The 23,777-nt window shown below is 53.0% G+C and carries 14 protein-coding genes; 13 read left to right on the forward strand and 1 reads right to left on the reverse strand.

Annotated features, from left to right (window positions below; genetic code table 11):
- Nucleotides 1-4: 4 nt before the first annotated feature.
- The 9 genes from GS398_RS06695 to GS398_RS06735 all read left to right on the forward strand — a co-directional run bounded on the left by GS398_RS06695 (nt 5) and on the right by GS398_RS06735 (nt 15,686).
- The gene (locus tag GS398_RS06695; protein WP_160905915.1) at nt 5-1,588 is read left to right on the forward strand and encodes a RagB/SusD family nutrient uptake outer membrane protein; all 1,584 of its coding nucleotides are present in this window, start codon (nt 5-7) and stop codon (nt 1,586-1,588) included.
- Between the two features lie 22 nt (nt 1,589-1,610).
- Nucleotides 1,611-2,375 carry a hypothetical protein gene (locus GS398_RS06700; RefSeq protein WP_160905916.1) on the forward strand — a complete coding sequence of 255 codons (765 nt, stop codon included), beginning with the start codon at nt 1,611-1,613 and terminating at the stop codon, nt 2,373-2,375.
- A gap of 70 nt (nt 2,376-2,445) precedes the next feature.
- Nucleotides 2,446-4,899, forward strand: a complete 2,454-nt coding sequence (locus tag GS398_RS06705; protein ID WP_160905917.1) for a glycoside hydrolase family 2 protein — start codon at nt 2,446-2,448, stop codon at nt 4,897-4,899.
- A gap of 100 nt (nt 4,900-4,999) precedes the next feature.
- Nucleotides 5,000-7,351 (forward strand): PDZ domain-containing protein, encoded by a 2,352-nt coding sequence (locus tag GS398_RS06710; protein WP_160905918.1) that lies wholly within the window; start codon nt 5,000-5,002, stop codon nt 7,349-7,351.
- The gene (locus tag GS398_RS06715; RefSeq protein WP_237488099.1) at nt 7,348-9,924 is read left to right on the forward strand and encodes a glycoside hydrolase family 95 protein; all 2,577 of its coding nucleotides are present in this window, start codon (nt 7,348-7,350) and stop codon (nt 9,922-9,924) included. The genes GS398_RS06710 and GS398_RS06715 overlap by 4 nt, the downstream gene beginning before the upstream one ends.
- A gap of 10 nt (nt 9,925-9,934) precedes the next feature.
- A complete protein-coding gene (locus tag GS398_RS06720; protein ID WP_160905919.1) occupies nt 9,935-11,116 on the forward strand; it encodes an alginate lyase family protein in 1,182 nt (393 codons plus the stop codon).
- A 27-nt stretch (nt 11,117-11,143) separates the two neighbouring features.
- Nucleotides 11,144-13,024, forward strand: a complete 1,881-nt coding sequence (locus GS398_RS06725; protein ID WP_160905920.1) for an alpha-L-fucosidase — start codon at nt 11,144-11,146, stop codon at nt 13,022-13,024.
- Nucleotides 13,021-14,241: a glycoside hydrolase family 88 protein gene (locus tag GS398_RS06730; protein ID WP_160905921.1), complete on the forward strand. Its 1,221-nt coding sequence runs from the start codon at nt 13,021-13,023 to the stop codon at nt 14,239-14,241. Before GS398_RS06725 ends, GS398_RS06730 begins: the two co-directional genes overlap by 4 nt.
- Before the next feature lie 44 nt (nt 14,242-14,285).
- Nucleotides 14,286-15,686, forward strand: a complete 1,401-nt coding sequence (locus tag GS398_RS06735; RefSeq protein WP_160905922.1) for a polysaccharide lyase 6 family protein — start codon at nt 14,286-14,288, stop codon at nt 15,684-15,686.
- Nucleotides 15,687-15,699: 13 nt separating this feature from the next.
- On the opposite strand, the gene GS398_RS06740 is transcribed toward GS398_RS06735, so the two are convergent.
- Complete coding sequence (locus GS398_RS06740; RefSeq protein ID WP_160905923.1) at nt 15,700-18,591, reverse strand: tetratricopeptide repeat protein; 2,892 nt, start codon at nt 18,589-18,591, stop codon at nt 15,700-15,702.
- Nucleotides 18,592-18,729: 138 nt separating this feature from the next.
- On the opposite strand from GS398_RS06740, the gene GS398_RS06745 reads away from it, so the two are divergent.
- From GS398_RS06745 to GS398_RS06760, 4 genes are all read left to right on the forward strand, one after another.
- Nucleotides 18,730-20,148: an alpha-L-fucosidase gene (locus tag GS398_RS06745; protein ID WP_160905924.1), complete on the forward strand. Its 1,419-nt coding sequence runs from the start codon at nt 18,730-18,732 to the stop codon at nt 20,146-20,148.
- A gap of 30 nt (nt 20,149-20,178) precedes the next feature.
- A complete protein-coding gene (locus GS398_RS06750) occupies nt 20,179-21,099 on the forward strand; it encodes a hypothetical protein (protein WP_160905925.1) in 921 nt (306 codons plus the stop codon).
- A gap of 205 nt (nt 21,100-21,304) precedes the next feature.
- Nucleotides 21,305-22,843, forward strand: coding sequence for a YifB family Mg chelatase-like AAA ATPase (locus GS398_RS06755; RefSeq protein WP_160905926.1), 1,539 nt, complete (start codon nt 21,305-21,307; stop codon nt 22,841-22,843).
- 62 nt (nt 22,844-22,905) lie between these two features.
- Nucleotides 22,906-23,379: a hypothetical protein gene (locus tag GS398_RS06760; protein ID WP_160905927.1), complete on the forward strand. Its 474-nt coding sequence runs from the start codon at nt 22,906-22,908 to the stop codon at nt 23,377-23,379.
- The last annotated feature ends 398 nt before the right edge of the window (nt 23,380-23,777 follow it).

Here is a 23,777-nt window from a genome sequence, read left to right on the forward strand (position 1 = left end):
AAACATGAAGAAGATACTTTATATTTCAGCGCTTAGCATAGCAATAACGTTGTTAGGCAGCTGTAAGAAATTCCTCGGGCTGGAACCGTTAGATCAGATCTCCGTGGACCAGTTCTATAAATCAAAATATGATGTGGATGCCGCAATGGCAGGCATGTATTCTGCTTTCCAGGTGGCGATGTACGGTAACAATGCCGTTGCAGGTACCGGGTCAGAACAGAATGACCGCTATCATTTTTGGGGTGAATTCCGCGCGGATAATTTCGACCGGAACGGCGTTTATTCGACCACTACTACAGACCAGGTCGTAATGAACGGCTTAACGCCGGATAACGAATTTACCAACTGGAGCACGTTATACACGGTGATCAGCCGTGCGAACAATAACATCGAAAAGATCCCGCTGATCACGAGCGACCCCGCGGTAACTGCCGCCGTGGTGAACGACGCGTTGATGCAGTCGTACGCGATGCGTGCCATGTGCTACTTCTGGATCGTGCGCATTTGGGGAGACGCGGTAATCTTTAACGAGTATTACGACGGCGTGTCAGTTCCGGCAGCCAGGCCAAGGTCATCGGCAGATAAGATCCTGGATGAGGTGATCATTCCCGATCTCAAGAAAGCGTACGGCCTGGCGGTGAAAAACCAAAACGGCTCTACGTTCCTGATCAGTGAGTCGGCTATCTGCGCTACATTGGCGGACGTGTACATGTGGAAAAAGGACTATACCAATGCTGTTATATGGTTCAATAATCTTTTTGCGTCGAAGAATCCTACGGGGTTGGTTTATGGAACCACTGATGCCAGGCTCCAGCCAACCGCCTCCTGGAAGAGCATTTTTACTACTCCCACCGCCAGCACCGAAACGATCTGGTTCCTGAACTGGGACGACGCAAAAAATGGCTGCTCCTGCACGACACCGGGCTATTCAGCCAATAACAAAAGGATGCGGGTCGACCCGCTCCTGGTTACCAGTTATTTCGATCCGATTAAGTTAACTCCCAATACGGGCGACATACGGCCTAAACAGACCATAGACCTTTACCAGCGCACGAACGCTATCGGTTACCGTTTCGTGAAATGGTATAACTCACCGGTAAATCCGACAGCCCTGGCGGCCACCGATGCCGCTGAGACCGCTGCGGTGAACGTTTACTATAACCAGGCCGCGCCGGTTTACCTGCCAATGTACCGCCTTACCGACATGTTCCTGCTTTACGCGGAAGCGCTTAATGCATCAAATAACCCTACCGGCGCGCTTACTTACCTCAACTATGTACGCAAACGGGCCAACGTTGCCCAGTATGTGATCACCGATCCGGCGGTATCAACCAAAGCAGCCATGGAAAATGCCATTCTCCGCGAAAGGCAGGTCGAACTGATCGGCGAAGGCAAACGGTGGTTCGACCTGGTACGCACCGGGAAAGTGAAAGAAGTAATGGACCCCGTGCTTAAATCGCGCCAGGCCGCGGCAGGCGATCTTAATCCCGTCGGCTTCCCGGATGTGCGTAAAACCCTGTTCCCGATTAACAGGAGTGTGCTTAACTCCAATAAATTATTAGTTCAAAACCCTTCTTACGGAGATTAACCAGCTAGCTGACATGAAATACATGACGAATAATATAACCAAACTGTTTCCCATACTGGCAATCACTGCGCTTTTATCAGGTTGCTCGTTATTCGGGTTAGACGTGCAAAAGGATTACGATTATAAAAAAGTGACCCTCGATCCTCACATTAATGTATCCGCTAAGCAATTTATGGACGAGCGTGCCAATGGTACCGGCGCGACAGCCCAGGGTTCTGCAGACACTATTTTCCGTTGGATGAAGAAAGGCCTCGAATATGCAGGTATCGACCTGGCAGAATACGAAAAGTCAGGGAGGACCTTTATTTTTCTTACCAACGACGCTATTCGTGTTCGTAACGCTACCACTGGCGTTATTACCGCCGGCTTATGGTTTACTTACCCGATTGTTGATACCGTTGACCCGCTTACCGGTTTACCTAAAACCACCCACCCGGCCAGGAGCTGGAGCGAATACACCCAGCAGGATGTGAAAAATATGTTCCTCTACCTGATCGGCAACGGCGAGTACAATTTTGAGCAATTGAGCAATCTTAATACAAAGGTGCAGTCGCTACTGCCCGCAGCAAGTGTAATGTCTACAAAGTCGACATTTGGTTATACCAACGCGGGTAAGGTATTCGATCAAGCAGGCGTGTTTTACCTGAAACTTCAAACCAACGCTGACTTAACGCCGATAATTATCAACAATGGTAATACCAGCCGCAGCGCCGGTTACATTGCCACCAACGGGCCCGTACACGTATGGGGCGCATACCCTACCATGGCCGTTGTTGGTTTACCATAAGCAGTACCTGCGTTAATGGCATTAGCAACCCCGGGGCCTGTATTTACAGGCCCCTTTTTTAGACTTCTCTATGAAAAAACTGATCGCACTTATCTTAGCCGCTACGTTGTCTCTTCCGCTGGTCGCCCAGGTTAAATCGAGGCTTAACAACAATTGGGAGTTTCTTCGCCAGGACCTTGGCGGGATCTGGGAAGCTGTGCGCCCCTACACCAAAGGTAACCCGGAAGAAGTGCCCCTGTGGCAGAATGTTACGCTTCCTCATTGCTTTAACGCACTCGATGGCGTGGACCCCGATGTTAATTATTACCAGGGACCAGGCTGGTACCGCACCCAGCTTGATGTGAAAAACCCGTATAAGGACGGCAGAACGGTGCTGCATTTTGAAGGCGCCGGCCAAAAAACCGAAGTGTACGTGCACACCACCCGCGTAACTTCACATACAGGCGGGTATGACGAGTGGACGGCCGACATCACGGACGCCATAGAAGCGTTTAAAAAAACGGAAGCTTTTACCAAACAGTTTAAGGGCAAGGTGCCCGTTTCCATCCGCTGCGATAACTCCCGCGACCTGGAGATGATCCCGTCGGATCTTTCGGACTTTAATATTTATGGCGGTCTTTACCGCTATGTGAATCTGGTTTACACCCCCGCACTCTCCATCGAAAAACTCTTCGCTTTCGCGGAAGTGGATAAGGAAGGCAAAGCAGGGAACTTATCCGTTAATGCCAGGTTATACAACCCCCTGAAGCTGGTGAACGCCACCATTACCGTAGTAATACGCGACCCCCAGGACAAGGAAATTAAAAATCAGCAGGTCGACTATAAATCTACGGAAGATGACGTAGCGCTGTTGTCGTTTAAAGTAACAAAACCGCTGTTGTGGTCGCCGGAAAAACCGCAGCTGTATACGGTGCAGGCTACCATAAAATCGGCTTCGGGCGAGTTTACACAGACAGAGAAAGTGGGTTTCCGCAATTTCGAATTCGTAGAAAAAGGCCCGTTTATGCTTAATGGTAAACGATTATTGCTGCGGGGCACGCACCGGCACGAAGACCATGCAGGCGTGGCTGCTGCGATGACGGAAGATATGATGCGCAGCGAGATGAAACTCATGAAGGAAATGGGCGTAAACTTCATTCGCCTGGGGCATTACCAGCAATCGCGCGTTATTCTCGATCTCTGCGACAGCCTCGGCATCCTTGTCTGGGAAGAAATTCCATGGTGCCGCGGCGGCCTGGGCGGTAAAACTTACCAGGACCAGGCGAAGCGCATGCTCACCAACATGATCGAACAGCATTATAACCACCCCGCGGTGATCATCTGGGGGCTGGGTAACGAAAACGACTGGCCCAACGATTTTCCCGGGTTCGACAAGGAGAAGATCCGCACCTTTATGAAAGAGTTGAACGACTTGTCGCATAAACTCGATCGCTCGCGCAGTACCGCCATCCGCCGTTGCGATTTCTGCGCAGATATCGTGGATGTGTATTCTCCCTCCATCTGGGCAGGCTGGTACCGGGGCATTTACACCGAATACAAACAGGCGTCGCTCGACGAATTTAACAAAGTAAAACGCTTCCTCCACGTGGAGTGGGGAGGTGATAGCCATGCACGTCGTCACTCCGAAAACCCGGATAAAGCATTAAGCATCGTAAAAACCGGTGGCGGCGCCGATGAGCGTGCCGGAGATGCATCGCTTTTCGGCGGTGCGGCGCGCGTGTCTAAGGACGGCGACTGGAGCGAATCCTACATCTGCAACCTCATCGACTGGCACCTGAAAGAACAGGAAACCATGCCCTGGCTTACCGGGACCGCACAGTGGCCCTTTAAAGATTTTTCGACACCGGTGCGGCCAGACAACCCGATCCCTTACATGAACCAAAAAGGGGTGGTAGAACGCGACCTCACCAAGAAAGAGGCATTTTACGTGTTCCAATCCTACTGGACCACGCAGCCGATGGCCCATATCTACGGCCATTCTTGGCCCATACGCTGGGGCGATGCCGGCGAACAGAAAATGGTAAAAGTATACTCTAATTGCGATGAAGCAGAGCTTTTTGTGAACGGCAAAAGCTACGGCACCCGTAAACGTAACAGCCAGGATTTCCCCGCATCCGGTTTACGCTGGCAGGTGGAATATGCCGCCGGTAATAACCACCTGAAAGTGGTGGCTAAAAAGGGGAAGGTTGCCGTCACCGACGAGATAGACCAGGCTTACCAGGTGGAGAAATGGAGCAAACCCGCAAAAATGGTACTCGAAAAGGTTTCGCAGGAGGGAGATAAAGTAACTATTCGCGTGAAGCTGAAAGATGCCAGGAACGTAGATTGCCTCGATGCCGTTAACTGGGTGGAATTTGGCCTTACCGGCGACGGGCAAATGATCGACGACCAGGGAACCTCGTCGGGCTCACGCAAGGTGCAGGTGTATAATGGGTATGCTATTATCAGCATCCGGTTAAATAAAGGAAAGAGCGTGGCGAGTGTGAAGTCACAGGGGATGGAGACGGTGATGTTAATATTATAAAATGAAGAAGGACGCTTGTTTTAGCACAGAGAACAGGGGGTATTTACAACGGGCAAGGAGTTTGACGTTTAACCCTGTGTCCCCTGTGAAAATACCCGCAATGTCCTCTGTCATAAAAACCGCCATCTTTCTTTTAATCATACTCTTGTCTTCCACTACGTCCCCTGCTAAAAACCTGTATGTTTCCCTTACCGGCAACGACAAAAATCCAGGCACCTTACGGCAACCTTTCCTTACCCTCCGGAAAGCAGGATCCGAAGCCCGCAAGTGCACTACGTCCGTTACTATTTACATCCGCGGCGGGACCTATTATTTAGAAGTCCCCCTTATATTTCCCGGTACCGGCCTAAAAGCCGGCAATTCCCTTACCCTCCGCCCCTATAAAAATGAAAAAGTAACCATTAGCGGCGCCCGTCGCCTCAGGCTTAAGTGGCGGCCTTTCCGTGATCGGATCTTAAGAGCGCCTGTTCCCGGCGACCTGGTTTTCGACCAGCTATATGTGAATGGAACGTGCCGGCAGATGGCACGTTATCCTAATTATCGCGAAGGAATACGTCCCTATGGAGGCACTTCCGCCGATGCGATAAGTCCCGGGCGGGTTAAAAAGTGGCAAGATCCTGCGGGTGGTTTTATCCACGCAATGCATACCGGTCAATGGGGCGACATGGCGTTCCGGATCACCGGTAAAAATGCCGGCGGTACCTTGGAAATGGAAGGAGGCTGGCAGAATAACCGTCCTTCGCCTATGCATAAGCAGTACCGTTTCGTAGAGAATATTTTCGAGGAGCTCGACACGCTGAACGAATGGTTCTATAACGCCGCGGAAAAGATGCTGTATTTCAAGCCATCGCCGGGGCTGGACCTCAAAACCGCAATTATCGAGGTTCCGCAGGCAGAAACGCTGATCGGGATTACGGGATCTTCGTCTGCGCCTGTAACACATGTTTTTATCGAAGGTATCCGCTTTACACAGACCACCCGCACTTTTATGAAAACACGCGAGCCGTTATTAAGGAGCGACTGGGCCGTTTACCGGTCGGGCGCAATCCTGTTAAGCGGTACGAAGGACTGCCGGGTCAGAAATTGCACGCTCGACAATATAGGTGGCAACGCCGTGATGGTCAGCGGGTTCAATAGCGGTTTTAGTATCGAACGGTCACATATCTATAACATAGGCGGCAGCGCCATTTCTTTTATAGGAGATCCATCGTCCGTAAGGTCGCCTTCATTCAGGTATGAGCACTTTGTAAAATATGAAGACATGGATAAGCTTCCCGGCGAAAAAGGCCGCGACTTCCCGGTTTCATGCCGCGCCGTGGATAACCTCGTCCATCATATCGGAACGGTTGAAAAACAGGTAGCCGGCATCGAGATCTCCATGTCGCAGGCCATATCCATAACCCATAACACCATATATGAGGTGCCCCGCGCCGGTATCAACATCGGCGATGGGAACTGGGGCGGCCACCTGATCGCTTATAATGATGTGTTTGATACCGTGCTCGAAACCGGCGATCATGGTGCCTTCAATTCCTGGGGCCGCGACCGCTTCTGGCACCCGAAAAGAGCCACTATGGATAGCCTGGTAGCGGCAAGGCCGGAACTGATCGGGTTGGACGCGGTGAAAACCACCTTCATTTTAAATAACAGGTTTCGTTGCGATAACGGTTGGGACATCGACCTCGACGATGGGTCCGGAAATTACACCATTGCCAACAACGTATGCCTGAACGGCGGCATTAAGCTTCGGGAAGGCTTTGGCCGGACGGTAGAAAACAATATTATGCTTAACAACTCTTTTCATCCGCATGTATGGTTTAAGAATAGCCGTGATGTTTTTCAGCGCAATATCGTTACCACGGCCTACCAGCCCATCCGCATCAACGATTGGGGAAAAGCCGTAAATAACAATCTATTCCCGGATAGCATAAGCCTGCTTAACGCGAGAAAAAATGGCACAGATCAATCCTCCATATATGGCGATCCGCAATTCGTCGATCCTGTAAATGGCAACTACCAGGTAAAGCAGGGTTCTCCGGCATTAAAAACCGGGTTTATAAACTTCCCGATGGAGTTTGGTGTGCGCCCGTCCCACCTGCGGGCCCTGGCCAGGAAAGTGGTATTTCCGCAGCTGGCGGTGGTTTCGGCAGCGGCCGATGACCAGCTATACGATTTTATGGGCATGAAAATCAAGAACCTTCATACGCTTGCCGAGCGCTCCGCAACCGGGATGGCCGGTGAAACCGGTGTGCTGGTGAGAGAAATTGCACCCACCAGTATTCTCGCCCCGCAATTGAGGCCCAACGATGTAATTCTCGAATACGCCGGTAATCCCATCGCAAGCGTGAAGGACTTATTCCAGGTGCGTGCCACCGTCCAATCGCGGCGGGTGGTGCCGGTGACGATTTTCCGCGACCAGGCAAAAATGACCCTTACCCTAACTATAAAATGATGCAGATAAGTCAACGGGTTAACACGCTCCTGGCTGCGACGATGCTGTTAAGCGGCGGCAAAGCCCTGGCGCAGGAGGCCGGCGGCAACCTCAGGCTTTGGTATAATAAACCGGCCAATGTTTGGGAGGAAGCGCTTCCCCTCGGAAATGGCAAAACCGGAGCCATGGTTTTCGGGCGGGTAAATAAAGAGCGTTACCAGCTGAACGATGCCACCTTATGGTCGGGTTACCCGGAACCGGGAAATAATCCCAAAGGCCCGGCAGCACTTCCGCAGGTGCGCAAAGCGGTGTTCGACGGCGATTTTGAAAAGGCCGCCGATCTGTGGAAAAACAACCTGCAGGGACCGTATTCTGCACGTTATTTGCCCCTGGGCGATCTCTGGCTGGATTTCCGGCTGAGAGACAGCACGGTAACCAACTACTACCGCGACCTGGATCTCGCAAATTCTACCGCAACCGTGTCGTACACCATAAACGGCGTGACCTATCGCCGCCAGACATTCATGAGCTTCCCCGACAAGGTGATGGTGATCCGCATTACCGCCGACAAAAAGGGTGCGGTGAGTTTTACGGCCGGCCTTTCGAGTAAGTTGAAATTCAACGTACTCAAGCCGGTTGGCAACACCCTGGTGATGAAAGGAGTGGCGCCCTCGTTCGTAGCTAACCGTCCCAGCGAGCCCGGGCAGGTAAAATACAACAGCCCTGCGGGCGAAGGCATGAAATTCGAGGTTCGCCTAAACATTAAAACCACCGGCGGGAGGATCAGCAGCGGCGCGGGCTCGCTCGAAGTGCGCCAGGCGGATGCCGTTACCCTGGTACTTGCGGAAGCTACCAGCTTTAACGGGTTCGATAAATCTCCGGGCCTGCAGGGGAAGGATCCCGCAGTGGCCGCCGCCGGTAACTTGACCAACGCGTTAATACTCAGCCCTGAAGCATTGCGGAAACGCCACCTGGCCGACTATCAGCGCCTGTTTAACCGCGTGAGCCTGAACCTGGGCAGTGATCCCGAAGCGCTGAGGCTTCCCATCCCCGAACGAATGCTGCGCCTTAACTCCGGCAAGGCCGATAACCAGCTGCAAACTATCTACTACCAGTTTGGCAGGTACCTGCTTATCTCGTGCTCGAGGCCCGGTTCGCCGCCGGCCAACCTCCAGGGTATATGGAACGACCTGGTGCAACCGCCCTGGGGCAGCAATTACACCACCAACATTAATACGGAAATGAACTATTGGCTGGCAGAAAATACCAATCTTTCGGAGTGTCACCAACCGCTGTTCGATTTTATGAAAAGCCTTGCGGTAAATGGCGCGGTTACCGCCAAAACCAACTATGAGATAAACGAGGGCTGGGTAACGCATCATAACTCGGATATTTGGGCCAAAACCTCGCCACCTGGCGGCTACGATTGGGACCCGCGGGGAGCGCCACGTTGGTCGGCATGGCCCATGGCGGGCGCCTGGCTTAGTACGCACCTGTACGAACACTACCTGTTTACCGGCGATAAACGTTTCCTGGAAGCCGAAGCCTGGCCGTTGATGAAAGGCGCCGCAGCGTTTATGCTCAACTGGCTGATTACAGACCCAAAAACGGGTAATCTGGTTACCAACCCGTCTACCTCGCCGGAGAACACCCTTAAAAAAGACGGCAAGGAGTACCAGGTAAGCCTGGCTACCACCATGGACATGTCGATCATCCGGGAGCTGTTCACCAACTGTATTCAAACAAGCACGGTCCTGGGTGTAGATGCTGGGTTCAGGCAAAAACTGGTGCAGGCGAAAGCAAAGCTGTACCCCTATCATATCGGCCAATATGGCCAGCTACAGGAATGGTATGGCGACTGGGACGACCCGAAAGACACGCACCGCCACATCTCCCAGCTTTTTGGCCTGTTTCCCGGCAACCAGCTTTCTCCGGAATATACACCGGAGCTTGCCGCCGCCGCCAGGCAGTCGCTTATCCACCGGGGAGATGTAAGTACCGGCTGGTCTATGGCGTGGAAAACCAACTGGTGGGCAAGGCTGTACGATGGCAACCACGCCTACGCGATCTTAAAAGCGGGGCTCACCTACATAGATCCGAACAAAGAAAAAGCGCAAATGAGCGGCGGGGGCGCCTACCCGAATTTGTTCGATGCACACCCGCCATTCCAGATCGACGGCAACTTCGGCGCTACCGCCGGAACCACCGAAATGCTCCTTCAAAGCCATACCGGCGAGCTGAACTTACTGCCTGCGCTGCCCGATGCCTGGCCCGCCGGCTGGATCAAAGGCATAAAGGCCAGGGGCAATTTTACGGTAGACATCGACTGGAAAAACGGTAAGCTGGTTTCGGCACGGATCTATTCCGCGCTGGGAGGGAATTGCCGCGTACACAGCAAGGTGCCTGTTAAAATAGTGGGTGTTGCCGCAGCCATGGTACGGGACGGCAATCCTAACCCGCTGAATGTGCTGCCCGAAAAACAGGCGTTCGGGAAAAATACCAATGTAAAGCTATTGGAGTGGAACCTGGATAAGGGATATACCATCGATTTTGAAACCTTAAAAGGCAAGGTGTACCTCGTTGAGGCGTTATAAATTAACAAGTATGGAAAAAGTAATCTGGTTAACGGTCTTATTGCTGTTGCCGCAAGGTGTCGGCAAGACCGGGAGTGCTACACAAAAGCGGGCCGCATATAAAAAAGAAGTGACGGCGACCCTGCGTAAACATATTTTAGAAGAGGCATCGTGGGCGCTGCAGCAACAGCCGGTTACGGTTACGGCACAGTCGTCGCCCAGGAGTGCCGGAGGCAAACACGATTTCTTTTCGGAAGGCGACTACTGGTGGCCCAACCCGGCAAGCCCGGATAGCGCCTACATCCAGCGTGATGGCATGACCAACCCCGATAATTTTGTGGCCCATCGCCTGGCGATGATACGTTTTAGTAAAGTGATGGGCGCGCTGGCTTCGGCGTACGTAATTACAGGAGACCAGAAATATGTTAAGCATGCCCGGCTGCACTTACATGCCTGGTTTGTAAACGGGGAAACGCTCATGAGCCCGCACCTGCTGTACGCACAAGCCATAAAAGGCCGGTTTACCGGGCGGGGCATTGGTGTGATAGATACCATCCAGCTTATGGAAGTGGCCCAGGCGGTAATCGTATTGCAGCAGGCGCCGGGCTTCGATAAAGCCACGCTTGCGGGGATCAAAAAATGGTTCGCCGACTACCTGGCCTGGCTCACCACGCACCAGTACGGGAAAGACGAAATGAACGCTAAAAATAACCATGGCACCTGCTGGACCATGCAGGTGGCGTCGTTCGCTAAGCTGACGAATAATACCAGGCTGCTCGACCTTTGCCGGGAGCGCTACCAAACCGTGCACCTGCCAGGGCAGATGGCTGCCGATGGAAGCTTTCCGCTGGAATTAAAACGCACCAAACCATACGGCTACTCCATTTTTAACCTCGACGCCATGACCATGCTCTGCCAGGAATTATCGGACGAAAAGCATGATCTCTGGCATTTTACGCTCGCCGATGGCCGTTCGATGGAGAAGGGCATCGCCTACCTGTACCCGTTTATTGCCGACAAACAAAGCTGGCCATTTCAAAAAGATGTAATGTACTGGGAAAACTGGCCCGTAGCGCAGCCCGCATTGGTATTCGGCGCCGCCGCATATGATAACAAAGACTGGTTTACCACCTGGCAAAAGCTGGACCATGACCCGAAAGTGGAAGAGGTGATCCGCAATTTGCCGGTGCGTAACCCGGTGATCTGGTTTTAAAGGAAGGAACCGGTGAGAACTATAACCATGAGACCACGAAAAACCACATTCTTACTCGCTTTTCTCCTTTTAACCTGCTCCATTGTAAACGCACAGGACAAAGGCGACGAAGACAAAACCATGTCGAACTCCGCCGGCAAGGCCCGCGACCAGGAAGAGATCGATGAAGCCATGAACGGTTGGTGGAAAGCATCAATGCAAACGCACGACCAGCGCATCGCCTGGTGGCGCGAGGCGCGTTTCGGCATGTTTATCCATTGGGGTATTTATTCCCTCCCGGGAGGAGAATGGAAAGGCAGGAAAGTGAGCGGGTATGCCGAGCACCTCATGCGCAAAGAGAAGATCACGCGGGCAGAATACCTCGAGCTCGCCCACCAGTTTAACCCGGTAAAGTTTAATGCCGACGAATGGGTGCGCGCAGCAAGAAATGCCGGTATGAAGTACCTGGTGATCACCGCCAAGCACCATGACGGCTTTGCCATGTATGCTTCCGGCGTTTCAGACTTCAACGTGCTGCAGCAAACACCCTGGAAACACGACCCTATGGCCGACCTTTCCGCCGCCTGTAAAAAATATGGCGTCAAATTCGGGTTCTACTACTCGCATGCCTTTGATTGGGAACACCCCGACGCTCCCGGGAACGACTGGGAATATAAAAACCCGGGCGGCGACCTGAACTTGTTCGGCGGCCGCGACTGGTACGATGTGCATCCAGAGCTGCTCCCCAAGGCCGTAAAATATGTAAACGAAAAGGCGATTCCCCAGATCAGGGAGTTGCTCACCAAATATCACCCGGATATTATCTGGTTCGACACCCCGCAAAAACTGCCGCTGTCTGAAAATATCCGGATCCTCAAGGCCATCCGCCAAACCGACCAGCACGTGGTGGTGAACGGACGCCTGGCACGTTCGGCTAACGCGATGCTGGGCGATTACCAGAATACCGCCGATCGTCCCGCAGAGTTTTTTCCCGCAGAAGGCGACTGGGAAGCGATCCCTACTACCAACGAATCGTATGGTTATTCCAAGTTCGACGACAGTCACAAGCCTGCCGGCTTTTTTATCCGCCTGCTGGCGAAATCGGCATCCCGCGGGGGAAATTTGCTGATGAACCTCGGCCCCATGGGCGATGGCGCTTATGACCCCAAAGACCTCCGCATCCTTAACGGTATAGGCAGCTGGATGGCAAAAAACAGCGAGAGTATTTATGCCACCACCAGGTCGCCCCTGGCCTTACAAAGCTGGGGCGTAGTTACGGCAAAGCCGGGTAAGCTTTACCTGCACGTATTTAACTGGCCCGCCCATGGTAAGCTGGTGGTTGGCGGCTTAAGCTCGGGCGTAAAGAACGCCTACCTGCTGGCCGATGCGAAAAAGAAGAGCCTTGCATGTAAACTGTTGCCGCACGATGTGAATATTATGCTCCCGTTAAAAGCGCCAGACACCATTAATACGGTGATCGTGCTGGAAACTACCGGGCCCCCGGCCGCCGATCAGACCCGGTTGCTGGATGCGGGCCAACCTAACCGGCTGCTGGCATTTGACGCGGACCTCGGGGGTAAAGGTCTCACGTATGGTGATGGCAAAATGGCTAAATATTTTGTCGAGAACTGGAAATCGACCGACCAGTCGATCAGCTGGAATTTCCGGCTCAACGAAGCTGCCAGGTTCCGCATCGTAATAAAGTACGCCGCAACTCCCGAAACCGGGGGCAAGTACCAGCTCCGGTTTGATGACGTAACCAAAGAAAGCAGTACTTCCCCTTCCGCCGCAGGCGAAAAAACGGTAAGCACAGGGCTGGGAGAGATTACGCTGCAACCGGGTAAGCACCGGTTACGTATCTTGCCGGCATCTATCGCCAAAACAGAATTAATGAAGCTCTTTGAAATACAATTGATCCCTGTAAAATGAACAAGAAATTTTTTCCTGCCCTGGTCCTTTCCCTGGTGATTTCGGGCTGCTTCGCACAAAAGCAGTCGCTGACCAAAGTTTTTGCCGACGCCGAAACACAAACGCTGCAGTTGCTGAAAGAAGCGGCTGCCACCGAAAAGTCGGCCGCCACGCCCGGTGTATTCACACCGAGGACACTTGAAAACGGCAACCTCAGGAATGTGGCTTCCCGCGACTGGACCAGCGGGTTTTTTCCCGGCGTATTGTGGTACCTCTATGATTTCACCGGCAAAAAGCAATGGCTCCAAGAGGCGAAAACCTATACCGCACAGGTGGAAAAGGAGAAAACGAACGGTACCACCCACGATATGGGCTTTAAAGTATACTGCAGTTTCGGCAACGGTTACCGGCTTACCAAAGACCCGGCCTACCGCGAAGTGATCATCCAGTCGGCCAGGACGCTGGCTACCCGCTTTAACCCAACGGTGGGCGCCATTAAATCGTGGGACCATCACAACGATGTGTGGCCTTTCCCGGTCATTATCGATAATATGATGAACCTCGAGCTGCTGTTCGAAGCCACCAACCTTACCGGCGATTCCACCTACTATAAGGTAGCGGTAGCGCATGCCAACACCACCATGAAGAACCATTTCCGCCCGGATTACAGCTCGTACCATGTGATCGCTTATGACCCGGCAACCGGTAAAGTGCTAAAAAAGAACACACACCAGGGTTTTAGCCACGAATCGGCATGGGCCCGCGGACAAGCGTGGGCATTATACGGCTACACCCTTTGCTACCGCGAAACCAGGGATAAAGCCTACCTCGCACAGGCGGAAAACGTAGCGAAATTCATTTTCTCCAACCCGCATATGCCCGCAGACCTGGTACCTTACTGGGATTTCGATGCGCCCGGTATCCCGAACGAACCACGCGACGCCTCGGCGGCGGCGGTAATCGCTTCCGGCCTCTATGAATTAAGCACCTATTCGTCCGCGGGGAAAGACTATGTGGCAAAGGCCGATAAGATCCTGGCAAGTTTAACAGGTATATACCGTTCGCCGATAGGCGGGAACAAAGGGTTTATCCTGGGACACAGCACCGGTTCAAAACCATCGAACTCCGAGGTGGATGTGCCATTAAATTACGCGGATTATTACTACCTCGAAGCGCTGCTCCGCCAGAAAAGATTGGCAGAGAAGAAATCCGTAGTGGAACTGAATAAGAAGAATTAAGCGAGAGCTCTTTCGGGCACTAATAGGTGACCGCACATCATGTCATGAGAAAAACACCGTTCCATTATAACCTGTCAATCATTTTTTGCCTGTTATTAATAATCACCAGGTATACCTCACAGGCCGCCACCACCCGCGTTTCGTCGCTCGCCGGCCTGCAGAAAGCCATTCAAAATGCCAAGCCCGGCGATAATATCGTTCTTGCCAGCGGCAGCTACCCCGCCGCCGCCGATATCGCGGTTACCGTACAGGGCACCAAAGGCAACCCGATCACCATTTCATCGGAGAAGACCGGTACCGCGATCATAGACGGGAAAGGCGGCTTTAACCTCGGAGGCAACGCCTCGTATATCGTGATCCGCGGCTTTAAGTTTATCCATGCCTCCTCCCGCGCAGCGTCGGGCCCCGAAACGAGCTTCTGCCGGTGGACACAAAACTCATTTCAAAACGCCGGTCCCGGCGAAAACCTTACCATTGCCGGTAACAACCACGAGATCGACCATAATACCTTCCAGGATAAGGATGCGATGGGAAGGTTCCTGGCTATCCGCGGGAAAGGAGTACAGATTGCCCAAAACCTTTGGATCCACCACAACTACTTTGTGAATTATGCCGGCCAGGGAGGCGCTAACGGGGCCGAAGCCCTCCAGTTCGGGCTGAGCGGTTTCAGCATGTCGATAAGCAATAGCGTGGTGGAATATAACCTCTTCGAAAAATGTGCCGGCGAAGCAGAGCTGATCTCGGTAAAAGCCGGTGGGGTTACGCTCAGGTACAATACCATTCGCGATTGTCCCGCGCAATTCACCTTACGCCACGGTAACAGGAACGAGGTATACGGCAACTATTTCTACCGCACCCCGGGATTACGCATTTTTGGCGACGATCACCGGGTATACAGCAATTATTTCGAAAATTGCATCCCCGCCATTACCATCGGCAATGGGGACGGCGAGGTGGCCGATGGCGCGAAACTAACCGTGCATGACCGTCCGGACCGCGTGCTGATCGCATTTAATACGCTGATAAACAGTAAACAAGGAATTGTGCTTCCCGCCCGGAAAGACGGCATGGGCGCTACGCTCATCACCATTGCCCGCAACATCATCAGCGGCGGCGAAGTGGCAGTGGCTATCCAGGGCGAGCTTAAAGGCGGCAAATGGCAGGACAACCTGGTGTTTAACGCCAAAGATGCAGGAAATATCCCGGTTACCGGTTACCAAACTACCTACCCGATGCTGGTGCGCAGTCCTGCCGAAACAAGCGCTTTTCACCTGCAGGGAAGTAGCCTGGCCATCGATGATACGCCTGTAAACGCCTATCCGATGGTAACGGTCGATATGGATGGCCAGAAGCGTACCGGTAAGTTCGATACCGGTGCAGATGAATGGAGTACCGGAAAAGTGACCGCCTCGCCGCTTTACGCGGATAAGGTGGGTGCGTGGTAGTGGTCGCGGCAGGCTATAATCCGCCACCTGTAATACCTGCTGCAAATAGCTCCCGGGTTTTCTTCAGCTCGGCTATCTTGCCGGCTTGCTCAAGCTTTGAGTAGTATTGCAGCAGCAGGTTATAAGCTTCCTGGTGACCGGGATTTAACCGGATCGTGTCTTCATATTTCCCGATAGCCGCGCCGATGTTCCCGGTAGCTTCTTCAAATTTACCCTCGGTAAACACGTAATCGGCATTATACAGCTTACCGCCGCTTTCGGGCAGGGTGACAAATAGCTGCGAGGCATTTTCCGTTTTGCCCATCCCGATCAGCAGGCGGACGTAACGCAAACGGTCGTCGTTAGGCAGGAACCGGTCGTTAAAGTTGGCCGGCAGGTATTGCTGCACCGAGTCTTTTTTGCCAAGGGCGAAGTAACATTCGGCCATCCTCAAGGCAAAGCCCGGGCGCGAGTTGCCGGCCGACTGCAGGATGCGCTGCGCTTCTTTCAGGGTGCCGATGGCTTCGTTATACCTGCCGGCATTTGCCAGGGCATCGGCATATTGGTTGCGGAAGTCGTAATTCTGCGGACGTTGTTCCACCAGTTTTTTCAGCACACCCACTTGTTCCGGATACCCCAGCGACGATTTGAGCGACGCCACATATGCCACCGCATCTTCTTTCACGTCGCGCAGGTACGTTGAGATCACGGGCGCCGTTTTAATGTAGGCTTCCGCTACGGCGATAGCTTCCGCCATCATGCCGTTGGTGCGGTAAAGCTCGCGAAGGTCTTCGCTGATGCCTGCGCGTTCCTGGTAATCGTCTTCCAGCTTAAGCGCTTTTTTCAGGTAAGCGGCCTGTTCTTCAAGGGATTTATCGGTATCGATGTCGCCGTTTCGGAGACGTGCGCCGCTTAACGACGCCAATGCGGAGTAGATCGGGGCATAATTACCGTTAATGGCTTCCGCCTTTTTCAGCCAGCTTTCCGCGGCAGCGAAGCTCTTCTGGTCCTGTTCCAGCCTCGCGAAGGCGAGATAAGCCGGGAGGTATTTCGCGTCGTAGGTAAGTGCGGTGTCGAGCAGTTTTTTGGTTTCTACGGGGTTGCGCCTGGTGCGGCCAGCCAGGTTTACATATACCTGGGCCCAGTTGCTGGCCATGGCCTGTTTATCGCCGGCGAGGTAGGCACGCTCTTTTTTTACCAGCTGGTCTATAAAGGCGTACATGCCCGGATCTTTGCGGCGCAGGTCGGAAGTGGTGTTCATCGATTTAAAATCGAGCGGGTGCACCTTCACCGGCTCGAAATATGCGGGGTACGTTTGCGCGAAATATTCTGATTCGTTATTCTGCGAGTAATAATCCAGCGTGCGTTTCTCTTTCATCGCCTGGTAGTATAGCGCGCGGATCTTCCGGCTTTCGGCATCGGTCATTACCCGGCTATGGAAAAGATGTACGTATTCGTGCAGGATCACATTTCTTTCCAGGAAGGCGCCGCGTTCCACGTATTCTATAGCTGCCGCACCGCTGCCCACCCCGCGGATGTCCATCCACTGCCGGTTGTCGAACGTAGTGGTGTACCTGAAGCTTGGCGAGTTCATGGTAATGGCGAGGTCGTGGTGCAGGGGCGGGATCCGGAAGGCGTTATCCTGCCGCGAAAGGAACGGGAAATAGGCCACTGCAGAATAAAGCTGGTTCCACACCATCGCTTTGGCGGTTTGGCCGGGGTAGTAACTCACGTCGGGGAATACCCGGGTAAAGTTTTTCATATCCGTGATCGCCGGCTGCTGCAGTGCCGCTGTTACCGAATCGTACATGGCCAGGTAGCGCAGCCGCTTTGATTTCAGTACTGCCGAAAGTCCGTTATGTGCCGGCCCGTAATGTTTCTTCACGGCCAGGACGCTCTTAAAGATCCGCTCTGCGGAGTCGAGCCTGGCGTGCCAGTCCGTATCAAACGCCGAGTAAAAAATAGACGCCCGGTGCATGAGCGGAAGTACAGACGACGGGTATTTCGCGCCGATCCTGCGGGTATGCTCCAACGCCTCGGCCACCCTGTTGTTGCGGAACAGGGCATCGGCCTCTTCCAGTTCACCGCGCACCTGCTCGTCGTCCGCCTGTGCGTAATCCGCATAAGTGAGGTTAGTATGGCCGTTTCCCCAGTGCCAGTGGGTTTGGTAGTGCAGGGGATTAACCGCCAGCGCGATCTCCCACTGCGCGGCCATCGCGTTAAGCTGTGTGGCGTCCACCCTTCGCCAGATGGCATAGCCGTAATTAAAGCGGGCATCGGCATTAAGGGGGTTAATAGACAGCGACTTTTTTAACGGCGCCTCCGCCAGTTCCGGACGCTGGTCCCAGAAGTAAACGTCGGCCTCCAATAAGTAGGCGTTCGCATTTAGCGGGTTTTTGGCGATCAGTTTCTTCGCCAGCGCCAATGCCTGCGGGTAGTTCTTTTGCAGCAGCAGTACCCTGCCCAGCATTACTTCGAGGTACTCATCGCCCGGTTTTTTAACCAGCGCGTTCCGGCAGGTGGCGGCAGCCTGCGGAAGTTTCCACGCCTGGATCTGTAAGAACGCTTTCAGGCCCGCTGCCCGGGTATGGTTTGGACTTGCCTTTAACACCTCGTTCACCAGCATTTCGGCTGCGGCATACTGGTTTTGGAGGATAAAGTAATCCGCCCGCAGCAGCTTATACTCCCGGGCGCGCTGATCTCCCTTGTTAATCCAGGCAAGCGCTTCATCCCACATGCCCAGCTGCAGCATGGTGGAAATGAACGGCGCCTTATTATCAATCACCGGTATCGATTTATGGAGCGACTCACGGAGGGTCTGGAGCCGTTTCATCGCCTGTACGGTGCTGTCTGGAGAAAGTGCCTGCGCCGAAGCCGTATGAATAAATAAGGAGGATAGGGTCAAAAGAGTAAATAATCTTTTCATAAGAACGAAAAATACGGAGAATTTAGGGGATGTCAGAATAATTGAATAGAAAGGCTACAGGGTTGCAATGAATCCCGGGCACGAAATAATGATTAACAGGGATTGTAAGTAAATTAGTAGTCGCAAGAACTATCAGTTATGAAACGAATTGAAACGGTTATTTTAACCTGCATATTCCTTACCGGCAGCGCCTCCGCGCAGCGGCCCGACCGCATGACTTGGTGGCGGGAAGCGCGCTTCGGCATGTTTATCCACTGGGGGGTATATGCCCAGCTCGCCGGGGTGTATAATGGCCACGAACAGCTGAGAGGCGGCGCGGAATGGATCATGAACCGCTCCAAGATCCCGGTAGCCGAATACCAGGCTTACGCAAAAGTATTTAATCCAGTGAAGTTCGATGCGGGGGAATGGGTGCGTGCCGCGAAAGATGCGGGCATGAAATACATCGTAATCACCGCCAAGCACCATGACGGATTCGCCCTGTTTAAATCGGCAGCCAGCAAATGGAATATCGCCGATGCCACCCCTTACGGGAAGGATGTGCTGAAGCCGCTGGCGGAGGCCTGTAAAAAATACGGTGTTAAACTCGGCTTCTACTATTCACAGGCGCAGGATTGGAACAATCCCGGCGGTGCCGCAGCGCGGAAGGTTGCCGCCGAAGGTTGGCTGAACCCCGATTCGGCAAAAATTGATGCCTATACCAAAGAACACAACGGCCATTGGGATCCTGTACAGGAGACCGCCACTTTTGCGCAGTATATAGATGAGGTAGCGGTGCCGCAGGTAAAAGAACTGATGACCAACTACGGTGATGTAGCCGTTTTATGGTGGGATACCCCTACCAACATGACAGACGACGCCGCACTGAAGCTGCAGGCGCTGCTTAAGCTGCAGCCGGACATCATTACCAACGACCGGCTGAAACGTCCGAATTTCCCGGGCGACACCAAAACGCCGGAGCAAAAGATCCCCAACCTGAGCGAGCTCGATGGGAAGGACTGGGAAACCTGTATGACGATGAACGGTACCTGGGGCTACCGTACTTCGGATAACAATTGGAAACCGGCAGAAACGCTGATCCGCAATTTATGCGATATCTCCTCCAAAGGCGGCAACTACCTGCTCAATGTAGGACCGAAACCGGATGGCACCTTTCCGCAGCAAAGCACTGATGCGCTCAAAGCCATTGGCAGCTGGATGAGAGTGAACGGCGAAGCGATCTACGCCACTAAAGCGAGCCCGCTGCCCGAGCTGGCATGGGGCAGATGTACCCGAAAAGACGATAAAACCAGCACCACGTTGTACCTGTCGGTTTTTGAATGGCCAAAGGATGGTAAACTGGTAGTGCCGGGTATTACGTTAGCCGCAACTAAGGTGACGCTGCTCGCTGGTGGAAAAGTGCTGCAGTCGCATGATAACAACGGCCAGCTGGTGATCGATCTCCCGGCGCGCCCGCCCGGTAAGCCCGCTTCGGTAGTTAAAGTAACCCTCAAGGGCAAGCTGGGAACCAGGTCCGCGGAAGCGAAGGAAAAAATGAGGACCGGCGCGATAGACTGACCGTGCTGATAATTTTCGTTATTTTGTAGGGTGAATGAACCTTACCACGCTTTTTTAAGGAAGTTCCCTGCGATAACCTGCGTGCTTTTTACGCTGCTGTGCGGAACCTCTTTTGCGCAGGGTGTGAGCCTCGCCGGCATTTGGGAAGGGACACTTACACATGGCATTCATCCCGTTACCATGACGTTGTACCTCGAGCAGGGAGCGGATAAGGTTTCCGGTACCATGCGGCTCATGACCGGCGAAGCTAAACAGGTGGTGGTTTATACCATTAAGGCTACGGTAACCGGCGGCAAGATCGTAATGACCGACCTCGAAGTGAACAACGAGCTCAATGCTACGCCATTGCTGAAGTCGAAAAAGGTGTATACCGGAACCGTTAATTCCAATAAGGATTCTACCTATATTAAAGGTACATGGGCGGCGCAGGCACAATCGGGGCCGTTTACGTTGCGGCGTACGTCGTTGGGCACACCCGGGCAACCGGTTACACCCGGTGCGGGGAAGCTGTCGGCAGGAGAGCCGGTAATTCCAAAACAGCCTGTAGCATCCGCACCGGTACCTGTACCTAAAGGCACCGTCGCACCGCCAAAAAACGATACGCCCGTGAATGCCGGTAACGTGAAGCCTGCGCCTTCCAAACCGGCGGGGCGCGCTCTTCGCCTGATGGTTACCGAAGCCGGCCTGGCAGACGGCGACCGGATCAGCGTGTATTTTAACGGCGTATTAATGGCCGATAACGTCCTGCTTACCAGGAACGCTATATACATTGACGTACCGTACGTCCCTGGCAAACTGAATAAGCTCGAGATCGAATCGAAAAGCAGCGGTAAGGACGACAGGAGCACCGTACTGCTGTCATTCTATGATAAGACACGGCACCAGCATCACCAGATCAGGGCCGATTGCAGGGCGGACCAGCGGCGCTCGTTGTCGATGATCATTTATTGAGCTTGCTTTCAATCGCTTTCAGCCAGTCTTCCCGCAGGATATTGATGGCTTCTGGTCGGCCGGTTGATTATCGCCGGTAAGTGCGTACCGTGAAAGGTGTGTTCTCCCCGGCGTGCTGCTCGTAAGTGATACTGGTGATATTTAATCTTAAAGATATTTTTATCTTACTTAAGAAATAATTAATTTCACAGGTTAATTATTCATTATGCCAGTTAAAACATACGCCTCTGCCGTTTTCGGTATCCAGGCCATTACCATTACCATCGAAGTGAATATTAGCGGCGGCACTAAGTACCACATCGTCGGCTTGCCGGACAATGCGGTTAAAGAAAGCATGCTGCGGGTGGAAGCGGCCATGCAATCCTGCGGTTTACGAATGCCCCGGCAAAAGATCGTGGTTAACCTGGCCCCGGCCGATATCCGGAAAGAGGGATCAGCGTATGATCTTGCCATCGCCATCGCGATCCTTGCGGCGTCCGGGCAGGTAGCTGCCGATAAGCTGGAACAATACCTGATTATGGGAGAAGTTTCGCTCGACGGGGGGCTGCAGCCGGTGAAAGGCGCCCTTCCGGTTTCTATCCAGGCGCGGAATGACGGATTTAAAGGGTTACTTATTCCTAAACAGAACGCCCGTGAGGCCGCTATCGTAAATGATCTCGAAGTATATGGTATCGAAAGCCTGCGGGAAGTGGTGGCGTTCCTGGAAGGGGACACAGCGATCGAGCCGACTATCGTAAATACCCGCGATGAATTCCTGCGCGACATTAACAATTATGAAAGCGATTTCTCGGAAGTAAAAGGCCAGGAAAACATCAAGCGCGCGTTAGAGATCGCTGCTGCGGGCGGGCACAATGTCATCCTGATCGGGCCGCCGGGAGCCGGTAAAACAATGCTTGCCAAAAGATTGCCCACGATCCTCCCGCCACTGAACCTGAGCGAAGCGCTTGAAACCACCAAGATCCATTCCGTTGCAGGAAAACTCGCGGCCAGCGATTCGCTGATGACAGTAAGGCCTTTCCGTTCACCGCATCACACGATCAGCGACGTGGCGCTGGTAGGCGGCGGCGTAAACCCCCAGCCGGGCGAAATTTCACTCGCTCATAATGGGGTACTTTTCCTCGACGAGCTGCCGGAATTTAAAAGAACGGTGCTGGAAGTAATGCGTCAGCCCCTGGAAGAACGGCGTGTCACTATTTCAAGGGCGAGGTTCACGATCGACTACCCGGCTTCATTTATGCTGGTGGCCAGTATGAATCCGTGTATCTGTGGTTTCCATAACCATCCTTCGCGCGAATGTACCTGCGGTCCGGGTATGGTTCAGAAGTATTTGGGCCGCGTATCCGGCCCGCTGCTCGACCGCATCGACCTGCACGTGGAGGTTACACCGGTCGATTTTAATGAGTTATCTTCCAGTCGCTATGCCGAAAAGAGCGCTGCCATCCGCAGCCGTGTGATGGTAGCACGCGAAGTTCAGGAACACAGGTTTTGCGACCGCCCGGATATCCATTGCAATGCCCAGATGAGCCCCGGGCTGGTACGCACCATTTGCGCCATCAGCGAAGCCGGTCAGCTGTTGCTTAAAAACGCCATGGAACGGCTCGGGCTTTCTGCCCGGGCTTATGACCGCATCCTGAAGGTTTCGAGGACCATCGCCGACCTCGCAGGCGCGGAAGAGATCGGGAATGAGCACCTGGCGGAGGCGATCCATTACCGCAGTTTGGACCGGGATGGGTGGGCGGGATAATAGAACAGGCGTAACTCTTTTGCTTCAGCCGCGTCTTATACCTGTCCCGTTAATCATTTCGCATGCAACAGCCCGCTATTCAATCTGTCCTGGTGCTTTCCTGTAACTACCATCTCGGTGATAACTATGGCATTTACCCCGACGCTACCTACGTAGGTCATTCCCTTTCGCTCCCGCTTTCCTGTACATGGCTCGATCATACTAAAGAAACTGTCACGTTTATTTTCGAAACCTGCGGCATCGAAACCTGGGGAAACTGGAAAGGGCACCAGGTTTGCCTCGGCGCCACCGATCCATATACCAATTTGACCACCGAGATCGGCCGCCTGAAAGACCCGGCTAATGAGTACGGCGACCAGGAGCACTTTGTCATCGACATTCCCATGCCCGTGTTTAAACAATATGTCCGTCCCACCAATAATTTTTACCTGACCATTTCACTCGACCGGCAGCCGCATGCCGTAGGAATGTCTGACGATTTCCTGTGGACTTGCTTTAAAACGGTAAGCTGCAGCCTTAAAATTGGCTGGACTTAATTCACAAGGGCCGGATCGAAATATATCCCTTTCCCCAGGTTACGCTTCCTGCCAACTTCCCGCATTTTTTTTTAAAATAACCGGCTGGTAATTAGGAAGTAAACGTTAAACCTCCTCGCTCCCTCACAATATTTTTAAAGATTAATTTGACGGTATCGATTTACTTTCTACCTTTGCAGCCCCAACAAAAAGGAACGGATTTCTGATCCGACCGCGAGTTGGAAACCGGAAGCGCAAGGCTTCGGAAAATTGAAAAGAGGGAACAAAAAAACTTTAAAAAAGTTCTTGCAGTTTTGAAAATAACTTCTCATCTTTGCAGTCCCAAAACAAACGATAGCGCGACGCTAAGTTTAACAAAAAATGAATGATTCAGTCTTTGTAAAAAGACAAAAATTATA

It is taken from the genome of Hufsiella ginkgonis (genome assembly GCF_009834915.1).
GTDB lineage: Bacteria > Bacteroidota > Bacteroidia > Sphingobacteriales > Sphingobacteriaceae > Hufsiella > Hufsiella ginkgonis.

Excerpts from the sequence above, each read along its gene's own strand:
- GS398_RS06730 (WP_160905921.1), top strand. The coding sequence starts at position 13,021 with ATGAACAAGAAATTTTTTCCTGCCCTGGTCCTTTCCCTGGTGATTTCG.
- GS398_RS06745 (WP_160905924.1), top strand. The coding sequence starts at position 18,730 with ATGAAACGAATTGAAACGGTTATTTTAACCTGCATATTCCTTACCGGC.
- GS398_RS06705 (WP_160905917.1), top strand. The coding sequence starts at position 2,446 with ATGAAAAAACTGATCGCACTTATCTTAGCCGCTACGTTGTCTCTTCCG.
- GS398_RS06755 (WP_160905926.1), top strand. The coding sequence starts at position 21,305 with ATGCCAGTTAAAACATACGCCTCTGCCGTTTTCGGTATCCAGGCCATT.
- GS398_RS06740 (WP_160905923.1), bottom strand. The coding sequence starts at position 18,591 with ATGAAAAGATTATTTACTCTTTTGACCCTATCCTCCTTATTTATTCAT.
- GS398_RS06735 (WP_160905922.1), top strand. The coding sequence starts at position 14,286 with ATGAGAAAAACACCGTTCCATTATAACCTGTCAATCATTTTTTGCCTG.
- GS398_RS06710 (WP_160905918.1), top strand. The coding sequence starts at position 5,000 with ATGTCCTCTGTCATAAAAACCGCCATCTTTCTTTTAATCATACTCTTG.
- GS398_RS06760 (WP_160905927.1), top strand. The coding sequence starts at position 22,906 with ATGCAACAGCCCGCTATTCAATCTGTCCTGGTGCTTTCCTGTAACTAC.
- GS398_RS06715 (WP_237488099.1), top strand. The coding sequence starts at position 7,348 with ATGATGCAGATAAGTCAACGGGTTAACACGCTCCTGGCTGCGACGATG.
- GS398_RS06720 (WP_160905919.1), top strand. The coding sequence starts at position 9,935 with ATGGAAAAAGTAATCTGGTTAACGGTCTTATTGCTGTTGCCGCAAGGT.
- GS398_RS06695 (WP_160905915.1), top strand. The coding sequence starts at position 5 with ATGAAGAAGATACTTTATATTTCAGCGCTTAGCATAGCAATAACGTTG.
- GS398_RS06725 (WP_160905920.1), top strand. The coding sequence starts at position 11,144 with ATGAGACCACGAAAAACCACATTCTTACTCGCTTTTCTCCTTTTAACC.
- GS398_RS06700 (WP_160905916.1), top strand. The coding sequence starts at position 1,611 with ATGACGAATAATATAACCAAACTGTTTCCCATACTGGCAATCACTGCG.